16 protein-coding genes are annotated in these 16,418 nt (G+C 71.8%); 12 read left to right on the top strand and 4 right to left on the bottom strand.

Annotation, left to right across the window (positions count from 1 at the left end):
• The first annotated feature begins 59 nt into the window (after positions 1 to 59).
• The 3 genes from ACZ6TV_RS51570 to ACZ6TV_RS51560 all read left to right on the top strand — a co-directional run bounded on the left by ACZ6TV_RS51570 (position 60) and on the right by ACZ6TV_RS51560 (position 4,041).
• A complete protein-coding gene (locus ACZ6TV_RS51570) occupies positions 60 to 1,043 on the top strand; it encodes a LacI family DNA-binding transcriptional regulator (RefSeq protein WP_465308432.1) in 984 nt (327 codons plus the stop codon).
• 200 nt (positions 1,044 to 1,243) lie between these two features.
• Positions 1,244 to 3,019, top strand: coding sequence for a GmrSD restriction endonuclease domain-containing protein (locus ACZ6TV_RS51565; RefSeq protein ID WP_465308454.1), 1,776 nt, complete (start codon positions 1,244 to 1,246; stop codon positions 3,017 to 3,019).
• Positions 3,016 to 4,041, top strand: a complete 1,026-nt coding sequence (locus ACZ6TV_RS51560) for a CBS domain-containing protein (RefSeq protein ID WP_465308430.1) — start codon at positions 3,016 to 3,018, stop codon at positions 4,039 to 4,041. The genes ACZ6TV_RS51565 and ACZ6TV_RS51560 overlap by 4 nt, the downstream gene beginning before the upstream one ends.
• Before the next feature lie 86 nt (positions 4,042 to 4,127).
• Here the strand turns inward: ACZ6TV_RS51560 and ACZ6TV_RS51555 are convergent, their stop codons facing one another.
• Positions 4,128 to 4,256 (bottom strand): hypothetical protein, encoded by a 129-nt coding sequence (locus tag ACZ6TV_RS51555; RefSeq protein ID WP_465308428.1) that lies wholly within the window; start codon positions 4,254 to 4,256, stop codon positions 4,128 to 4,130.
• Between the two features lie 132 nt (positions 4,257 to 4,388).
• Between ACZ6TV_RS51555 and ACZ6TV_RS51550 the strand changes: the two genes are divergently transcribed.
• Together ACZ6TV_RS51550 and ACZ6TV_RS51545 are read left to right on the top strand one after the other, a co-directional pair.
• The gene (locus ACZ6TV_RS51550; RefSeq protein WP_465308426.1) at positions 4,389 to 5,636 is read left to right on the top strand and encodes an outer membrane protein assembly factor BamB family protein; all 1,248 of its coding nucleotides are present in this window, start codon (positions 4,389 to 4,391) and stop codon (positions 5,634 to 5,636) included.
• 51 nt (positions 5,637 to 5,687) lie between these two features.
• Positions 5,688 to 6,227, top strand: coding sequence for a hypothetical protein (locus ACZ6TV_RS51545; RefSeq protein ID WP_465308424.1), 540 nt, complete (start codon positions 5,688 to 5,690; stop codon positions 6,225 to 6,227).
• Positions 6,228 to 6,230: 3 nt separating this feature from the next.
• On the opposite strand, the gene ACZ6TV_RS51540 is transcribed toward ACZ6TV_RS51545, so the two are convergent.
• From ACZ6TV_RS51540 to ACZ6TV_RS51530, 3 genes are all read right to left on the bottom strand, one after another.
• Positions 6,231 to 7,121: a glycoside hydrolase family 64 protein gene (locus ACZ6TV_RS51540; protein ID WP_465308422.1), complete on the bottom strand. Its 891-nt coding sequence runs from the start codon at positions 7,119 to 7,121 to the stop codon at positions 6,231 to 6,233.
• Between the two features lie 7 nt (positions 7,122 to 7,128).
• On the bottom strand, positions 7,129 to 7,581 hold the full coding sequence (locus tag ACZ6TV_RS51535) for a hypothetical protein (RefSeq protein WP_465308420.1): 453 nt from the start codon (positions 7,579 to 7,581) through the stop codon (positions 7,129 to 7,131).
• A gap of 125 nt (positions 7,582 to 7,706) precedes the next feature.
• Complete coding sequence (locus ACZ6TV_RS51530) at positions 7,707 to 9,011, bottom strand: condensation domain-containing protein (protein ID WP_465308418.1); 1,305 nt, start codon at positions 9,009 to 9,011, stop codon at positions 7,707 to 7,709.
• Between the two features lie 264 nt (positions 9,012 to 9,275).
• On the opposite strand from ACZ6TV_RS51530, the gene ACZ6TV_RS51525 reads away from it, so the two are divergent.
• From ACZ6TV_RS51525 to ACZ6TV_RS51495, 7 genes are all read left to right on the top strand, one after another.
• On the top strand, positions 9,276 to 10,865 hold the full coding sequence (locus tag ACZ6TV_RS51525) for a methyl-accepting chemotaxis protein (RefSeq protein WP_465308416.1): 1,590 nt from the start codon (positions 9,276 to 9,278) through the stop codon (positions 10,863 to 10,865).
• Positions 10,866 to 11,032: 167 nt separating this feature from the next.
• A complete protein-coding gene (locus ACZ6TV_RS51520; protein ID WP_465308414.1) occupies positions 11,033 to 11,446 on the top strand; it encodes a DUF6069 family protein in 414 nt (137 codons plus the stop codon).
• 33 nt (positions 11,447 to 11,479) lie between these two features.
• A complete protein-coding gene (locus ACZ6TV_RS51515) occupies positions 11,480 to 11,836 on the top strand; it encodes a YciI family protein (protein WP_465308412.1) in 357 nt (118 codons plus the stop codon).
• 3 nt (positions 11,837 to 11,839) lie between these two features.
• Positions 11,840 to 13,039 (top strand): RNA polymerase sigma factor, encoded by a 1,200-nt coding sequence (locus ACZ6TV_RS51510; protein WP_465308410.1) that lies wholly within the window; start codon positions 11,840 to 11,842, stop codon positions 13,037 to 13,039.
• Positions 13,036 to 13,611, top strand: a complete 576-nt coding sequence (locus ACZ6TV_RS51505) for a dihydrofolate reductase family protein (RefSeq protein ID WP_465308408.1) — start codon at positions 13,036 to 13,038, stop codon at positions 13,609 to 13,611. Before ACZ6TV_RS51510 ends, ACZ6TV_RS51505 begins: the two co-directional genes overlap by 4 nt.
• An 88-nt stretch (positions 13,612 to 13,699) precedes the next feature.
• Complete coding sequence (locus tag ACZ6TV_RS51500; protein WP_465308406.1) at positions 13,700 to 14,575, top strand: SGNH/GDSL hydrolase family protein; 876 nt, start codon at positions 13,700 to 13,702, stop codon at positions 14,573 to 14,575.
• A gap of 45 nt (positions 14,576 to 14,620) precedes the next feature.
• Entirely contained in the window at positions 14,621 to 16,417 is a 1,797-nt protein-coding gene (locus ACZ6TV_RS51495) for a fatty acyl-AMP ligase (protein ID WP_465308404.1), read from the top strand.
• The last annotated feature ends 1 nt before the right edge of the window (position 16,418 follow it).

The raw sequence follows: 16,418 nt of genomic DNA, 5'->3' as shown, positions 1-16,418 counted from the left end.
CTGGAACTGACAAGATCTGGAACCGCTTCCAGCAGCGGCGACGCGACGAGGAGCTGCGGATGGCGGCGACGATCAAGGACGTCGCCCGGCTGGCCGGGGTCTCCCAGTCGTCGGTGTCCCGCACGCTCGCCGCGCCGGACCAGGTGCGGTCCGACACCCGCTCGCGGGTCCAGCGGGCCGTCGCCCAGCTCGGGTATGAGCCGAACCGGATCGCCCGCGGCCTCAGCACCGGACGCACCGGCACGATCGGGTTCCTGGTGCCGGACATCGCCAACCCGTTCTTCCCCGGCATCGTCAAGGCCGCCCAGCGCCGGTCCCGCGAGTTCGGGCTCTCGGTCCTGCTGGCCGACTCCGACGAGGACCCGGCCACCGAGACCGAGCTCATCCGGACGTTGACGAAGCAGGTCGACGGCTTCGTGCTGTGCGCGCCCCGCGCCGGCGACGACGACCTGCGCTCCGTCTGCGGCGACGTCCCGGTGGTCCTGCTCAACCGCCGCGTCGGGCAGCTCCCGTCGATCATCTTCGACAATGCCGACGGCATCCGCCAGGCGCTCGCCCACCTCGCCGCCCTCGGCCACCGCCGCGTCGCCTACGTCGCCGGTCCCCGCACCTCCTGGGTCAACCGGGAGCGGCTGCGCGCCGTCCGCGCCGGCGCCGCCGGCCTGGGCCTGGACCTGTTCGAGCCGGGCAACGTGTCCCCGGACCTCGAGGGCGGCGTCGCCGTCGCCGACCTGGTCCTGGCCGCCGCGGTCACCGCGGTCATCGCGTACAACGACATGATCGGGCTGGGGCTGCTCAGCCGCTTCAACGCCCGCGGCGTCACCGTCCCCGGCGACGTCAGCATCATCGGCTTCGACGACATCCCGGCCTCGGCCCTCGTCAGCCCGGCCCTGACCACCGTCAGCCAGCCGAAGGACCAGTGCGGCCGGGCGGGCGTCGACCTGCTCGCCGACCTGCTCAGCGACCGCCAGGGCGGCACCCGCGTCTCCCTGCCGACCCGGCTGATCGTCCGCGGCTCCACCGGCCCGGCCCCACGTCCGTAAGCGGCCCGAGCGAACGATCCGATGCATGTCCGCGTGTAGGCGGCGCTCGATGGCGCGTAGATTCTCCGCATCGTCTCGACTGCGGAGATTTGTGCCCTTGACGTCTCGGGAAATGGGCCGATAGCCTGGCCGGCTCGCTTTCTTTGACGGATCTCAGGGGAGAACAGTCAGTGGCTCTTGACAGTCCCAAGTTGCAGAAAGTGTTGGAAGACATCGAGTCCGGAGTGCTGCAACTGCCGGACTTCCAACGCGAATGGAAGTGGGACGACCAGCGGATCCGTGAGCTCATCGCGACGGTCACGCTTGACTATCCACTCGGCGTCGTCATGACGCTTGAGACCGGCGGCAGGAAGCCGTTCCGGCCGCGTACGCTGACCGGCGCCGAGTCCGGTCGGTCCATTACCCCCGACCTTCTGCTGTTGGACGGCCAGCAACGGCTGACCTCGCTCTTCCAGGCGCTGCACCTCGACCAGCCGGTGCGGACCGTCGACGAACGCAACAAGGAACTCGAGCGTTGGTACTATGTTGACATCCCGAAGGCCGTCGGCTCGTCGCCGGACCGGGACGAAGCGATCGTCTCGGTGCCAAAGGAGCGGCTCCTGCGATCGAACTTCAACCGCCGGCAACACCTGGACCTCCGTAGCCGGACGCTGGAGTGCCAGGCGAAACACTTTCCGCTCAGCATCGTCTTCGACAGTGACCGAGTGACAGCCTGGCAGCGGGAGTTCGTCCTGATGGACGACGCCAACTGGGGCCTGTGGGCTCGGTTCGACCAACTGATCCTGCATAACATCCAGGCATTCCAGATTCCGATGATCAAGCTTGCCGCCTCGACAACCAAGGACGCGGTGTGTTCCGTGTTTGAGCGGGTGAACACCGGCGGCGTGCCTCTGAACGTGTTCGAACTGTTGACCGCTACGTATGCGGGTGACCACGAGTACGAGTCGGTCCATGGCGACTACTATCGGTTGCCGGACGCGTGGCAGGACATCAAGAAAGGGCTAGCCACGTCGTACCCCGTGTTCGGACGAATCGAGCAGGGGATTGAGGACGGCCTGAGCAGCAGTGATTTTCTGCAGGCCGTCACGCTCGTCAACACCTTTGAGCGCAAGCGGGACAAGCTGACCATGGGTGTCTCTTGCAAGCGGCGCGATCTTCTGAACTTGCCGTTGCGGGACTTCATCCGCATCGCGCCGCGAGTTGCGAGTGCGCTCGAGTGGGTCGGGGCCTTCCTCGGCGAACAGTGCATTGTGCGCCAGACCGACCTGCCGTACCGCACGCAGCTCGTCCCCATGGCCGCAGTGCGTGCCATCCTAGGCGAGCGGACGGACGAGCCGGGCATTCGCGACCTCATTACGCGGTGGTACTGGTGCGGAGTGCTGGGAGAGATGTATGGCGGTGCCACCGAGAGTCGCTTCACTCGCGACGTCGAGCAACTCGTCGCCAGGGCCGCAGGAGATCCGCGCGTTGTGCCAGACACCATCACGGAGGCGGCCTTCCTAGCAGATCGGCTGGACACCCTGACCACACGCAACAGCGCTGCCTACAAAGGCATCTACGCGCTGCTCGTCAAACAGGGCGCGGTCGACTGGTACCACAGCGAAGGACCGCTCACCGCTGGTGCGCTGTTGCAGCACGGTGTCGACATTCGGCAGGTGTTTCCGAAGGCGTGGCTGGCCCGACACACCTCCAACGACAGCCGCGGCAACTCGATCGTCAACAAGACGCCGCTGTCGTACCGGGCGAGCAAGAGTCTGAATGGCTCGCCTTCGGCATACCTGCAAATGCTTGCCCGGGAGACCGGTACACGATCGGAATGGTTCGATGACGTGGTCGCCACCCACGTGATGAGCCCGGCAACCCTGCGCGAGGACGACTTCGACGCCTTCTATGCCGACCGGTCCGCACGACTGGTCGAACTGGTCAACGACGCCATGGGCAAGCGCACCGTCTTCCGCGACGAGTCGGACCGGTGAGCGTGACCGGTACGAGGCGCCCCAGTCGCGAGGAACTCCTGACGCTGAGGGGCCAAACGTTGCGCGTTCCCGGCCTGCTCGCGATGTTCGGTGTGCGGGTCCGCAACTACCAGACAGTGCCGGTGATTCAGGCGGCGCTGCAGGAAGTTGGGCTCGACACGCGTCCTTCTTTTACCACCTGTGGCCTTACGACCGACATGCTGGTCGTCGCGCAGCATCCGGCGCCTGCGGTGGAAGACGAGCCGGAAGAGGAGGTCTGGTCCGGCACGCTGCCCCAGCAGTCGTTCAAGATCGGTGATATTCCCTCGGCGCGTAAGGGTGTCGACTCGGTTCCGTCCACGGCATCGCTCACTGCCGCCACTCACGCGATGCGCCAGAAGAACTACTCGCAACTGCCGGTCATCGACGGTCTGTCCGAGCTCAAAGGCGTTATCACCTGGAGTTCGATCGCCGCCCGTTACGAGAAGGGCGAGGCGCCGACGCTCAGCAATTCGATGGTCTGCGATGCGATCCCTCTCGCCGAGGTGCATCAAGAGCTGTTCACCCACCTGCCGGAACTCCGTCGGTGCGGCTACCTGCTGGTGCGCGACAACAATGGCACCTTCGTCGGGATCATCACCGGCGCCGACATCACCGGACGGTTCCACGACCTGGCCCTGCCGTACTTCCTCGTGGGCGAGATCGAGTACCGGCTCCGGCTTTGCCTCGCGCCGAAGCTGACCGGTGCGCCAGTCCAGGCGTTGAAAGGCCCGACGCACTCGGGAGACTTCTCAAAACTGATGTTCGGTGAGTACGTCAAGCTGCTCAGTGGTGAGCAGCCGAGCGCGAAACTGCGCCTGCATGCCGACGTGAACTGGGCGGCGCTCGGCTGGGGCGGGGTCGACCGGGCGCAGTTCGTGGCGCAGCTGGACAGGGTGAGAATGATCCGCAACCAGATCGCGCACTTCGACGAACAGCCGCTGAGCGCGCCACAGCTCGACGAACTGAACGAGTTTTCCGGCCTGCTCAAACAACTCCTGTGACCTGGCCGGTTCCCCGGCCGGGTCCCCGTGGACCCCGGTGACGGCGGCCCGCCGCGGCACCTGCCGGGCGGGCCGCCGCCGGGCGATCAGAAGACGATCGCGTATTCGACCATGCTCGCGGCGTACTCCACCATGGTCGCCGCGCTCGCTGGCGCGGCGAACCCGATGACGGTCAGCACCAGCACGCCGGCCACCGTCGCGACACCACGCAGCATCCGTTTGTTCCTCAGCAAAACAACTCCTCCCGTCGATGTTTCCCGTAGCCGATCATGCCATGCGGGCCACGCCCGGCGGGGTCCCTGCGCCGGGCGGTACCCCTGCGCCGGGCCGTGCGTGACACTGATGAGGTGATCGACCTCGACCTGGGCGGCCCGGGCGGCCCAAGCGGGCCGGCACCGGCGCGGGTGCGGCGGGCCCGCCGGCGCTGGTGGCTGCCGGGGCTGCTGGTCCTGCTCCTGCTGCCCGTCGGCGGCCCGGCGCTGCCGCCGTCGCCGTCGGTCGTGCTGGCCGGCGACGGGATCGGCGAGCTGCGGGCCGACGGCGACACGCTGGTCCTGCTCATGCGCACGGCCGTGGCGGCGTACCGGATGCCGGGCGGCGCCCGCCGGTGGAGCGTCCCGGTCGAGCCCGGCGCGCAGCTGCTCGCCGCGTCGCACGGCCGGGTGGTGGTGTCTGCGAAGGCGCCGGCAACCGGCACCGTCGCTCTCGTCGGGCTGGACGCCGCCAGCGGCGCCGAGGTCTGGCGGCGCGACGGCTACTCGCCGTCTCTCCCGTCCGGCGAGGGCCCGCCGGGAGTGCTGATCGCCCGCGCCGACCGGGCGATCGACGGGCGCCTGCTGGGCCTCGACATCGCCACGGGCACGGTGCGATGGGAGCTCGGCACGCCCTCGGTCCGCCGCGTGCTGCCGGCCGCCGGCGACCGGCCCGTGATCGCCGACCTCGACCCCGGCGGCCCGCTGCTCATCCGCGACGCCGGCACGGGCACGGTCGAGCGCACCGTCGACCTGCCCACCCTCGGCGCGGTCGACGGCTTCGACATCTCCGGCGACCGGCTGCTCGTGTACCGCTTCGAGCGCAGCACACTGCTGGACACCGCCGTGTTCGACCTGACGACCGGCCGCCGGCTGTGGCAGCACACCGACATGGCGGCGTCCGGCGGCCTGTGGTGGTGCGGGACCCTGCTGTGCACCGGCAGCGTCGGCCGGACCACGGTCGTGGACCCCGACACCGGCGACGCGCGGTGGAGCGTGTCTGGCTGGACGGATCTCGGCCCGTTCGACGCCGGCCACATGTGGGCGACCGAGCCGACCCCCAACGCGGCCGACCCGACGCTCGGCCCCGTGGTGCTGGACGCGGCGACGGGCCGGGTCGTGCGCCGCTTCGGCGCGTGGGACGTCGTCGCCGCCCTGCCGGGTCACGCCGCCCTGGTCACCGACCGCAACCCCGGCGGCTCACTGGTCGGCCGGATGGACCTGGCCACCGGCGCGGTGTCGGTGCTGGGCCGCGCGGAGCACTGGCCGGCGCCGCCGAAGTGCCTCGCCACCGCCAGGCTGCTGGCCTGCCACCGCGAGCGGGTGTCGGTCTGGCTGCTGTAGCCGCCGAAATCCGACAGCCCCGCGGCCGTCCGGAGACCCTATCGTCGGGGCGTGTCCAGATGGCTCCGGCACCTCCTCCCCGCCTGCGTCGCGCTCACCGCGGCGGTGCTGCCCGCCGCTCCCGCGTCGGCCGCCCCGTGCGGCTCGAACTGCGTGCGGTACCAGGCGGACATCACCGTCGCGGGATGGACCGCGCCGATCACGGTCATCCCCGGCGGCACCCACACGATCACGCTGCGGGTGACGAACACGGGCTGGCGCACCGGCACCCCCACCACCCCGCCCATGCCGGGCATCGGCCCCGCCTCCGGCCCGGTGTGGGTCGTCGTGCGGCCGAACTCGGTGGACGAGCGCCCGCTCGCCGACTACCACGACGGCGGCCCCGCCTTCCCGTGCGGGGCGGCCTCGGGCAACGGCCTGAACTGCGGCACCGACACGATCCCGTCGGGGGCGACCGGCCAGTTCACCATCGTGTACCGTGCGCCGGCCGTCCCCGGGACCTACTCGTTCTCGATCTACGCGGACAGCTACCGGTGGACCGAGTACGACGAGAACAACAACCACCTGACGTTGACCTACCAGGTCGGCTGAGGGCTACCAGCCGACGGCGATCAGCATGTACTGCGGGTTGTTCAGCGCGATGAAGCTGGACTGGTCGGCCGCGTCGTCGTACGGGAAACCGTAGGCCTTGCCGCCGACGGCGTGGTTGTGCCAGAAGCGGGCGTAGTAGTTGGCCGGGGCGCTCTGGTAGAACCTGCTGACGTCGCCCCACTGGGCCTGCGGGAGCTGGGCGACGTGCCGGTTGAGCGCGCCGCACAGGGCCGCGTTCGACGCCAGGGAGCCGGCGCAGCCGAAGACGTCGCTCGTGGAGACGTTGTGGCCCAGCGACGACGTGTAGGCCTTGAAGTAGTTCTGGTACTGGCCGCCGGGTGCGAACGCGGCCGACCGGCTCGGCGCGATGATCCGGTAGGGCGCCTGGGCGAGGTGCTTGAACTGGGCCGGCATGGCGGCGGCGAACTCCTGGAAGGTGGCGTCGCGGGTCTGCCCGAACACGGCCTGGGTCTCGCCGACCGTCGCCTCCTGGCCGCCCTTGGTGTGCACCCGCAGGGCGAGCTTCAGGCCGAAGCCGTCGACCCGGGTGGTGTTGACCCCGATCCACGCGGCCGTGGTGTTGAGCTCGATGAAGTCGGAGTACTGGCTGTCCGGGGTGCCGAGGTGGAAGTACATCCTGGCCGCGCTGATCACCGGGACGTCGACGAACTGCTGCTGGGCGATGGAGCGGGTCTGGCCGTTGAACGTCCAGAACACCTTGCTGTCGGGGTACTGGCCGTTGGTGCGGTTGAGCACCTTGAACGTCATGACGCGGCTCGACACGGGAATGCCGGTCGTCGGCCCCCAGAAGTCGGCCGCCGCGGCGGGCACGGGGACACCGAGGAGCAGGCCGGCGGCGACGAGCGTGGTGGTGACGCGGGTCAGCAGTGACATCGTGGGCCTACTTCCGGTAGACGGCGACGTAGTCGACCTTCATGGCGTGCCCGCCTTCCGTGGCGGCGTTCGGCCCGCCGCCGAAGGCGCCGGGGAAGCCGCCGCCGATGGCGAGGTTCAGGATGATGAAGAACGGGTGGTGCACCGCGTTCGCCCAGGTCGCCGCGGGCACCTGGTTGGCGGTGACGGTGAAGTGGTTGGTGCCGTCGCGGTGCACGTTCTGCGTGCTGCTGGTCATGGTCTCGATCTCGCCGGTGCCGAAGCTGCTGCCCGGTCCGGTGTCGTACTGCCAGGCACCGTCGACGCCCGTGCCGGCCGGGCCGTCGAAGTCGGTGCTCCACAACTGGGTGAAACCCGCGGGCGGCGCCGGGATCGCCGCGCTCGCCGGGCTCGGGGCGCCCGCCGTCAGCAGTCCGACGACGGTCGCGGCGCCCACCAGTAGCCGTGCTCGCATTGCCATGGTCTTCTCCCACCGTGCTGGAGGCCGACCCGCCGCGGCCGCCAGCTGGGCAGGGAGTCCCACCACGATAGAAGCTGCCCATCGGGCAACGTCAATGCATTTGGGCAAGAGTTCGGTACGGATGTCTATGCGTCGCCGGCCGCGGCGAGGGCCAGCGACTCCATGCGGCGCAGCAGGGCCTCGGCGTCGGCCGGGGAGACGTAGTCGGTGTCGACCTGGACGGTGATGCGCATCGTGCCGGGCGCGTCGTCGACGTGGACGAACAACGGCTCGGTCGCCGGCGCGTCCTGCTGGAGGACCCAGCGCAGCCCGGCCGCCGCCGACGGGTCGGCGGGCGCGGCGAGCTCCTGCTCCCGGTCGGCGCCGCGGCGGTCGTTGTAGAAGCAGCCGAGCTCGATGTCGGTGCCGCGCTCGCGGGCCACCCGGCGCAGCAGCGCGGCAGCCTCGTCGGGGTCGAAGTAGGCGTACTTGAACGCCGGCAGTGACTGCCGTTTGGTGTGCTCCAGCAGCTCGTCGAACGACGTGCCGCCGGTCTCCAGCATCAGCAGCCCGGCCTGTACGAGGGTGCAGACCACATCGGACAGGCCCGAGCGGAAGCGGTTGCTCACCGTGAGCCGGATCGCGACCGGGTCGTTGCCGCTCACCGCCGCGAGCGAGGCGCCGTACAGGGCGATCATGACGGTGGACGAGTCGACGCCGGTGCGGCGCACGATCGCGTGCAGGCCGCGGCGCAGGTCCGGTGAGGTGAACTCGCCCTGCCAGTACCGCGGCCCGGTGCGCTCGGCCGGGTCGCCGAAGCGGCGGGGTCCCACGGCGCGCAGCACGCGCTCCCAGTGCCGCATGGCGGCGGCGTTGTGCCGCTGGCCGGCGGCGGAGCGCTGCCACGCCGCCTGGTCCAGCGGCTGCTGCCCGGTGACCGGCGCCGGGTTGAGGACGGCGACGTCGGCGAGCATGACCGCGGCGCCGGTGGCGTCGAGGGCGAAGTGGCTCAGCAGCGCGACCAGGTGGGTGAGCTCGCCGCGGCTGCGGACGGCGGCCATCCGGATCGGCCACCCCGCGGTGAAGTCGAGGTCGGTGTCGCGGTACCGCTCGTACACCCGCTGGGCGAGCGCGGCGCCGTCCTCGTCGCCGGCGTCGAACACCTCGAGGACGGTCTCGCCGGAGCCGGCCACCACCTGGACCGGTGGGGCACCGTCGGGCAGTCGCAGCCGGGTGCGCAGCGACGGGAACCGGCTCAGCAGGTACCGCAGCTCACCCGCGACCCGCTCGACGGTGGTGCCGGCGGCGAGCGGCTGGACACCGCCGAGGGGCAGCCAGGTCTTCTGCCGCAGGATGGCGGCCCAGTTCTCCGCCTGCCCCCAGGACAGCGGGCCCTCGCCTGCGCCGCCGCCGTCGAACCGCACCACGACCCGCTCGGCCAGTGCCTCCATGCGTACAACCTCCGGACCGGCTGCCATGAAATTGCAGAAACGAAAGCGCAATCGGTGCATAACTTTGCCGACTTCTTGCACTCGCGACGTTCAAGGTTGCAGATCCGTCCTTGCCCGTCAACACCCGTTCGGACCGTCGGCGGCCGTCCAGGCTCAAGGTGCCGGTCGGTCTACCGATAGGTGCGGTTGAGGTGCAGTGCTGCGGCGTGGGTACGGAGGGCAGGCGCGGTGACGGTGCAGACGACAGCGGGGCGGCGGCGGGGCTTGTGGCGATGGATCGCCGACCGGCGGATCCGGACCAAGATTCTCGCCGCCGTGGCGATCGTCGCCGGGCTGAGCGCGGTCGACGGCATGTTCGCCGTGGACGAGCTGGCGGCCACCAACGACCGGGTCGGGGTCGTGGCCGGGCACACCCGCCAGGTGGAGGCGGTGAGCGAGCTGCGGGACGCGGTGTACCGGGCGAGGATCAACTCGCTGGACCTGTTCCTGTCGCAGAACCCGACGACGATCGCCGCGAAGACCCAGGCGATCGCCACCACCGCGCAGGCCGTCGCCGACGCCGGGACCGCGCTGCGCGGCCATCAGCTGACCGCGGCCGCGCAGCAGGCCCTCGACACGTTCGGCACCGCCTGGGCGAGCTACCTGACGGTCCTCCGCGACGACCTGGAGCCCCTCGCCGCCCGGAGGGACCTGGCCGGGATAGAGGCCGTCCGTACGTCGAAGATCGCCCCGCTGGTGCGGGAGTTCTCCGCCGCGCTGGACACCCTGACCACCGAGGCGGTGGCCGGCGCGCAGGCGCAACAGGAGCAGGCGGACACCGCCTACCGCGAGACCCTGCGGGTCGTCGCCGCGGTGCTGGTCGCCACGCTGCTCTTCGGCGTGCTCCTCGCCGTCGGTCTGGCGCGGCTGATCTCCACGGCGCTGAACCGGTGCATGGCCGCGTTGCGCCGCATCGGCGCGGGCGACCTGACCGCCCGCGCCGACGTCGGCACCCGCGACGACCTCGGCGAGCTCGCCGACACGCTCAACGCCACCGCGGCCGCCGTCGGCGAGACGGTCCGCCGGGTCCGCGACAGCGCCCATCTGCTCGCCGACACCTCCACGCAGATGTCCACCGTCGCCGCCGACCTGTCGGGGTCGGCGCAGACGTCGTCCCGGCAGGCCGTCGCCGTCTCGGGCGAGGCGCAGCACGTCTCCGGCAACGTCGCCACCGTCGCCACCGGCGCGGAGCAGATGGGCGCCGCCATCCGGGAGATCACCTCGAACGCCACGGAGGCGTCCCGGGTCGCCGCGGACGCCGCCGACATCACCGGCCGGGCGCAGCAGTCCGTGCAGAACCTCGGCGCCTCCTCGGCGCAGATCGGCTCCGTGGTCAAGCTCATCACCTCGATCGCCGAGCAGACCAACCTGCTCGCGCTCAACGCGACCATCGAGGCGGCCCGCGCCGGCGACGCGGGCAAGGGCTTCGCCGTCGTCGCCGGCGAGGTGAAGGACCTGGCGCAGGAGACCGCCCGCGCCACCGAGCAGATCACCGTCCAGGTCACCGCCATCCAGCACGAGACGGACGGCACCATCGCCGCGATCGGCCGGATCGCGGAGGTCATCGGCCGGGTCAACGACTACACCGCCACCATCGCCTCCGCCGTGGAGCAGCAGACCGCGGTCACCGCCGAGATCTCCCGCAGCGTCGCCGAGACCGCCGCCAGCGCCACCAGCATCGCGGCCAGCATCGCCGGGGTCGCGGACACGGCCGAGGCGGTGACCGCCGGTGCCGCGGAGACCCAGCGCACCGCCACCGAGCTCGCCGAGATGTCCACGGGCCTGCGCACGGCAATCGCCACCTACACGATCTGACCGTCCGGGGAGGCGCCGGCGGTATGGTGTTGCCTGCCCGTTATGTCCCGGGCGGCAAAGTTTTTTGCAATGACTTCGGCGATGGTGTCGATCGGGGCGGCCGGTTTTCGTAGCCCTGGTGAGAGCCCGGTACGGAAGCCGGGACCGGACACCCGCTGGAGGGCATGATGACCACCACCGTGAACACCACCCGCACCACCTCGTCGAGCATCGGTGCGCTGGTCGGCACCGGTGTCGCCGCCACCGCCGCCGCGTGCGCCGCCACCATGGCCGTCGCGGCCGCCGGCAGCGCGGCCGGGGTCAGCCTCGACGTGAGCGGCGCGCCCATCCCGGTCACCGGGTTCGCCGTGCTGACGGCGGTCTTCTCGCTGGTCGGCGTCGGTATGGCGGCGCTGATGGCCCGGTTCGCCAAGAGCCCGCGGCGCACGTTCGTGCGCACGACCGTGGCGCTGACGGTGCTGTCGCTCGTGCCGGACGCGATCGCCGCCGCCGCGCCCGGCACCAAGGCGCTGCTGATGCTCACCCACCTGGTCGCCGCCGCGATCGTCATCCCCGCCGTCGCCCGCCGCCTCGCCGCCTGAGTCCCTTCCACACCGAACCCCTGGAGGATCACCATGAAGCAGTACCTGCTCTCCGTGCACACCGTCGACGGTGAGGAGCCGCTGTCCGGCGAGGACATGCAGGCGGTGTACCGCGACACCGGCCGGGTCAACGACGAGATGATGGCCGCGAACGTCTGGGTCTTCGGCGGCGGGCTGCTGCCGGTGGACAGCGCGACCGTCGTGCGGGTCGAGCGCGGCACGACCTCGATGAGCGACGGGCCGTTCGCCGAGACGAAGGAGCACATCGCCGGCTTCTGGGTCATCAAGTGCGACGACCTGGACCAGGCCCTGGCATGGGCCGAGAAGTGCGCGGTGGCGTGCCAGGGGCCGGTCGAGGTCCGCCCGTTCGACGAAATGTCCGAAGCCTGAGTCATGGACCTGGCGGACATCTACCGCGCGGAGTACGGCCGCTGCGTCGCCACCCTGGCCCGCCTCCTCGGCGACATCAACCTCGCCGAGGAGGCCGTCCAGGACGCGTTCACGACCGCGCTGCAGAAGTGGGAGACGGCGCCGCCGAACCCGGGCGCCTGGATCGTGACCACCGCCCGCAACCGGGCCGTCGACCGGCTCCGCCGCGAGTCGACCCGCGAGGCCAGGCACGCCCAGGCCCTGCTGCTGCACCAACAGGACGAGCCCCAGGAGGTGGGACCGGTGAAGGACGACCAGCTGCGGCTCATCTTCACGTGCTGCCACCCGGCGCTCGCGCCGGACGCCCGCACCGCCCTCACCCTCCGCCTGCTCGGCGGCCTCGAGGTGCCCGAGATCGCACGGGCCTACCTGGTGCCGGAGGCGACCGTCGCCCAGCGGATCGTGCGGGCGAAGAAGAAGATCCGCGACGCCGGCATCCCGTACCGGGTGCCCGCCGGGCACGAGCTGCCGGACCGGCTCCCGCCGGTGCTCACCGTGCTGTACCTGATGTTCAACGAGGGCTACGCGTCGACCGCCGGGCCGCTGATCCGCACCGACCTGTGCGCCGAGGCGATCCGGCTCGCCCGCGAGCTCGCCGCCCTCATGCCCGACGAGCCCGAGGTCATCGGCCTGCTCGCCCTGCTGCTGCTGACCGAGGCGCGCCGCCCGGCCCGCGTCGGGGCCTCGGGCGAGCTGGTGCCGCTCGGCGGGCAGGACCGCACGTTGTGGGACCGCACGCTCATCGGCGAGGGCCACGACCTCGTCCGCCGCTGCCTGCGCCGCAACCGGCCCGGCCCGTTCCAGATCCAGGCCGCGATCAACGCGGTCCACACCGACGGCGACGCCACCGACTGGACGCAGGTCCTGGCGCTGTACGACCAGCTGCTGAGCATCGCACCGACCCCGGTCGTCGCGCTGAACCGGGCGGTCGCGGTCGCCGAGGTGCACGGACCGGCGGTCGCCCTCGCCGCCCTCGAAGCCGTCGACCTGCCCGGCTACCACCGGCTGCCCGCCACCCGCGCCGAGCTGCTGGCCCGCCTCGGCCGCACCTCGGCGGCCGCGGCCGCCTACGAGCAGGCGATGACGCTGGCCACCAACGAGACCGAACGGGCCTACCTGCGGGACCGTCTGACCGAGCTCACACGTACAGGAGGAGCCTTATGAGCACGACCTACACCTTCGACATCTTCTCCAGCCTCGACGGCTTCGGCACCGCGACCGGCGACTGGGGCGGCTACTGGGGCAAGCAGGGACCCGAGCTGCTGGAACACCGGCTCGCCCAGTACCGCGAACCGCAGCGCATGATCCTGGGCGCCGACACCTACCGGGCCTTCGCCCAGCTGCTCGCCTCAGGTGCCGAGGAGTCCGTCCACGACGCCTGGGTCACCAGGATGCGCCACCTCCCGGCCACGGTCGTGTCCAGCACCCTGTCCGCGCCGCTGGACTGGCCGGACGCCACCGTCGTGAGCGGCGACGCGGTCGACATCGTCGCCGCGCTGAAGCGGGAGTCCGCCGTGCCGCTGCGCTCGCACGGCAGCCTGTCGCTGAACCGGGCCCTGCTGGCCGCGAGCCTCGTCGATCACGTCCAGGTGACGGTGTTCCCGGTGATCACCGGCCGGACCGGCACCGGCCCGATCTTCGCCGGCGCCGAGGACTTCGACCTCGACCTGGTCTCCAGCGTGACCCTCGACGGCCGCATCCAGGAGCTCATCTACCGCCCGACCCTGCACGGCTGAGCGGGCCGGCGTGGCAGGACATTGACCAACGTCGTTGGCGCTGGCAGAATTTGGTCCCCGCTTCATCCCTTCCGCCAGAGGGACCGCCATGCACAACGTTCTGCCGCGCCTGCGCGCGCTCGCCCTGACCGCCGTCGCCGTCACCGCCGGGGCGCTGCTGAGCAGCCCCGCCCACGCCGCCGCGCCCGCCGGCCGGTACGTGGCGCTCGGCGACTCGTTCACGTCCGGGCCACTCATCCCCGACCAGGTTGACCTCAACTGCGTGCGGTCCAACCGCAACTACCCGTCGCTCGTCGCCCGGGCCGCCGGGTCGGCCTCGTTCAGCGACGTGAGCTGCGGCGGCGCGACGACCGGCGACATCCTCAACGCCGGCAAGGGCACCCTCGGGCTGCCCGTCCCGGCCCAGATCAGCGCGGTCACCGCCGCGACGGCGCTGGTCACCATCGGGATCGGCGGCAACGACATCGGCTTCTCCGGCATCGTGTCGGCCTGCGCCCAGGACGGGATCGGCAACCCCTTCGGCACGCCGTGCCGGGACCGGTACACCAGCGGCGGCACCGACCAGTTGCAGGCCCGCATCGCCGCGGCCGCGCCGAAGGTCGCCGCCGTCGTGCAGGCCGTGCGCGCCGCGGCGCCGAACGCCCGCATCGTCGTCGTCGGCTACCCGGTGATCGTGCCGGACAGCGGCTACGGCTGCTGGCCCACGGTGCCGTTCGCCTTCGGTGACGTGCCCTACCTGCGCACCGTGGCGAAGTCCCTGAACGCCATGCTGGCGCGGACCGCGGCGGAGAACGGCGCCGGCTACGCCGACGCGTACACGCCGTCGATCGGCCACGACGTGTGCCGCGGCAAGAGCGTGCGCTGGGTCGAGGGGGTCGTGCCGGAGAACGCCGCCGCGCCCTTCCACCCGAACGCCGCGGGGGAGCAGGCGATGGCGAACGCGGTCCTCGCCCGCCTGGCCTGACCGACGCTGGCGTCGCGCCAGTCGCGGCTGGCTAGGCTGCGGTCCGTGCAGGAGAGCATCGCCGCCACGCATCCGGTCGGGACGGGTCTGCCGGGCGGTGACCTGGCCGCGGTACTGGCGCGGCACGCCGCACAGCGCGGGGACCAGGTCGCGTGCGTGGCGCTCGGGATGGCCGGCGAGGAGGAGGCCCGGCTCACCTACGCCGAGCTGGACCGGCGGGCGCGGGCGGTCGCCGCGGTGCTGCAGGACGGCGCCGGGCACGGCGACCGGGTGCTGATCGTGCTGCCGAGCGGCGCCGACTTCTTCGTGGCGTTCTTCGCCTGCGCCTACGCGGGGCTGGTCGCGGTGCCGGCGCCCAGCCCCGAGACCCTCGGCGGAGCCGCGTTGTGGTCGCGGCTGCGGTCCATCGCCGGGGACGCGAAACCGGACTGGGTGCTCACGACCGCGGAGCTGGCCGACCTCGGGGAGGCGCAGGACCTCGGGCCCGGCCGGTGGATCGCGGTGGCCGGCGTCGACCCGTCGCTCGCCGACGTCTGGCGCGCGCCCACCGGCGGCGGCAGCGGCGGCAGCGGCGGCAGCGGCGGTGAAGACCCGGAGCGGCTGGCGTTCCTGCAGTACACCTCGGGCTCCACCGGCGACCCGAAGGGCGTGATGGTCAGCCACGCCAACGTCCTGGCCAACTTCGCGGCGATGGACGGCGCGACCCCCGACCTCGAAGGCCGCGCCGGGCCCGGCCTGACCACCGTGACGTGGCTGCCGCTGTTCCACGACCTGGGGCTGCTGACGCCGTTGTGGGCGCTGTACCGCGGCGGCCGCGCCGTCGTGCTGCCGCCGGCCGCGTTCCTGCTGCGCCCTGCGCTGTGGCTGCGGGCGATGTCGGAGCACGGGGCGGTGGCCAGCGCGGCGCCGAACTTCGCCTACGAGTTGTGCCTGGACCGCGCGGGCGGCGACGAGGTGGACCTGAGCGCCGTGCGGTACCTCTTCAACGGCGCGGAACCGGTGCGCGCCAACACGCAGCGCCGCTTCGCCGCCGCGTTCGCCGGGTCCGGGCTGCGTCCCGAGGCGCTGCGGCCGTGCTACGGCCTGGCCGAGGCGACCGTCTACGTCAGCGGCGCCCGTGAACCCGGCGACCCGCTGACCCTGGAGGCCGACGTCGAAGCGCTCGAACGCGACGGTGTCGTGCGGCCGGGCGGCATCGGCGGTGACCGGCGCGAGCTGGTGACGTGCGGGCGGGTGCCGGGCAACATCGAGGTTCGCGTCGTGGACCCGGACACCCGGCTGGACTGCCCGCCCGGCCGGGTCGGTGAGCTGTGGGTCGCCGGCGCCAGCGTCGCCCGCGGCTACTGGCAGCGCGAGGACGAACGCTTCGGGGCCCGCCTCGCCGACGGCCGCGGGCCGTTCCTGCGCACCGGCGACCTCGGCGTGCTCCACGGCGGCCTCGTCGTCGTCGCCGGCCGCGCGGACGACGTCGTCGTCATCGACGGGCGCAACATCCACCCGCAGGACGTCGAGGCGACCGCCGGGGCCGCCCACCCGGCCCTGGCCGGCACCACGGCCGCGGCGTTCGGCTACGACGACGGCGGCCGGGCCTGCCTCGCCGTCGCGGTCGAGACGGCGCGGCACCATCAGGTCTTCACGACGACCGCGCCCGCCACGGACCGGGCCGCGCTCGCCGCCACGGTGGTCGCCGCGGTGCGCCGTGCGGTCGCCACCGAACATCAGCTCAGCGTCACCGACGTGGTGCTGCTGCGCCCCGGCGGCCTGCCCCGCACGTCCAGCGGCAAGGTCCGCCGCCGCGAGACCGGGCGCCTGTTCAAGGCCCGCGCGCTGGAGGCCTGGTGAC

Source organism: Dactylosporangium sp. NPDC051087 (assembly GCF_055586325.1).
The sequence above is the reverse complement of the archived record's forward strand: the minus strand, read 5'-3'. Positions and strand labels throughout refer to the sequence as shown.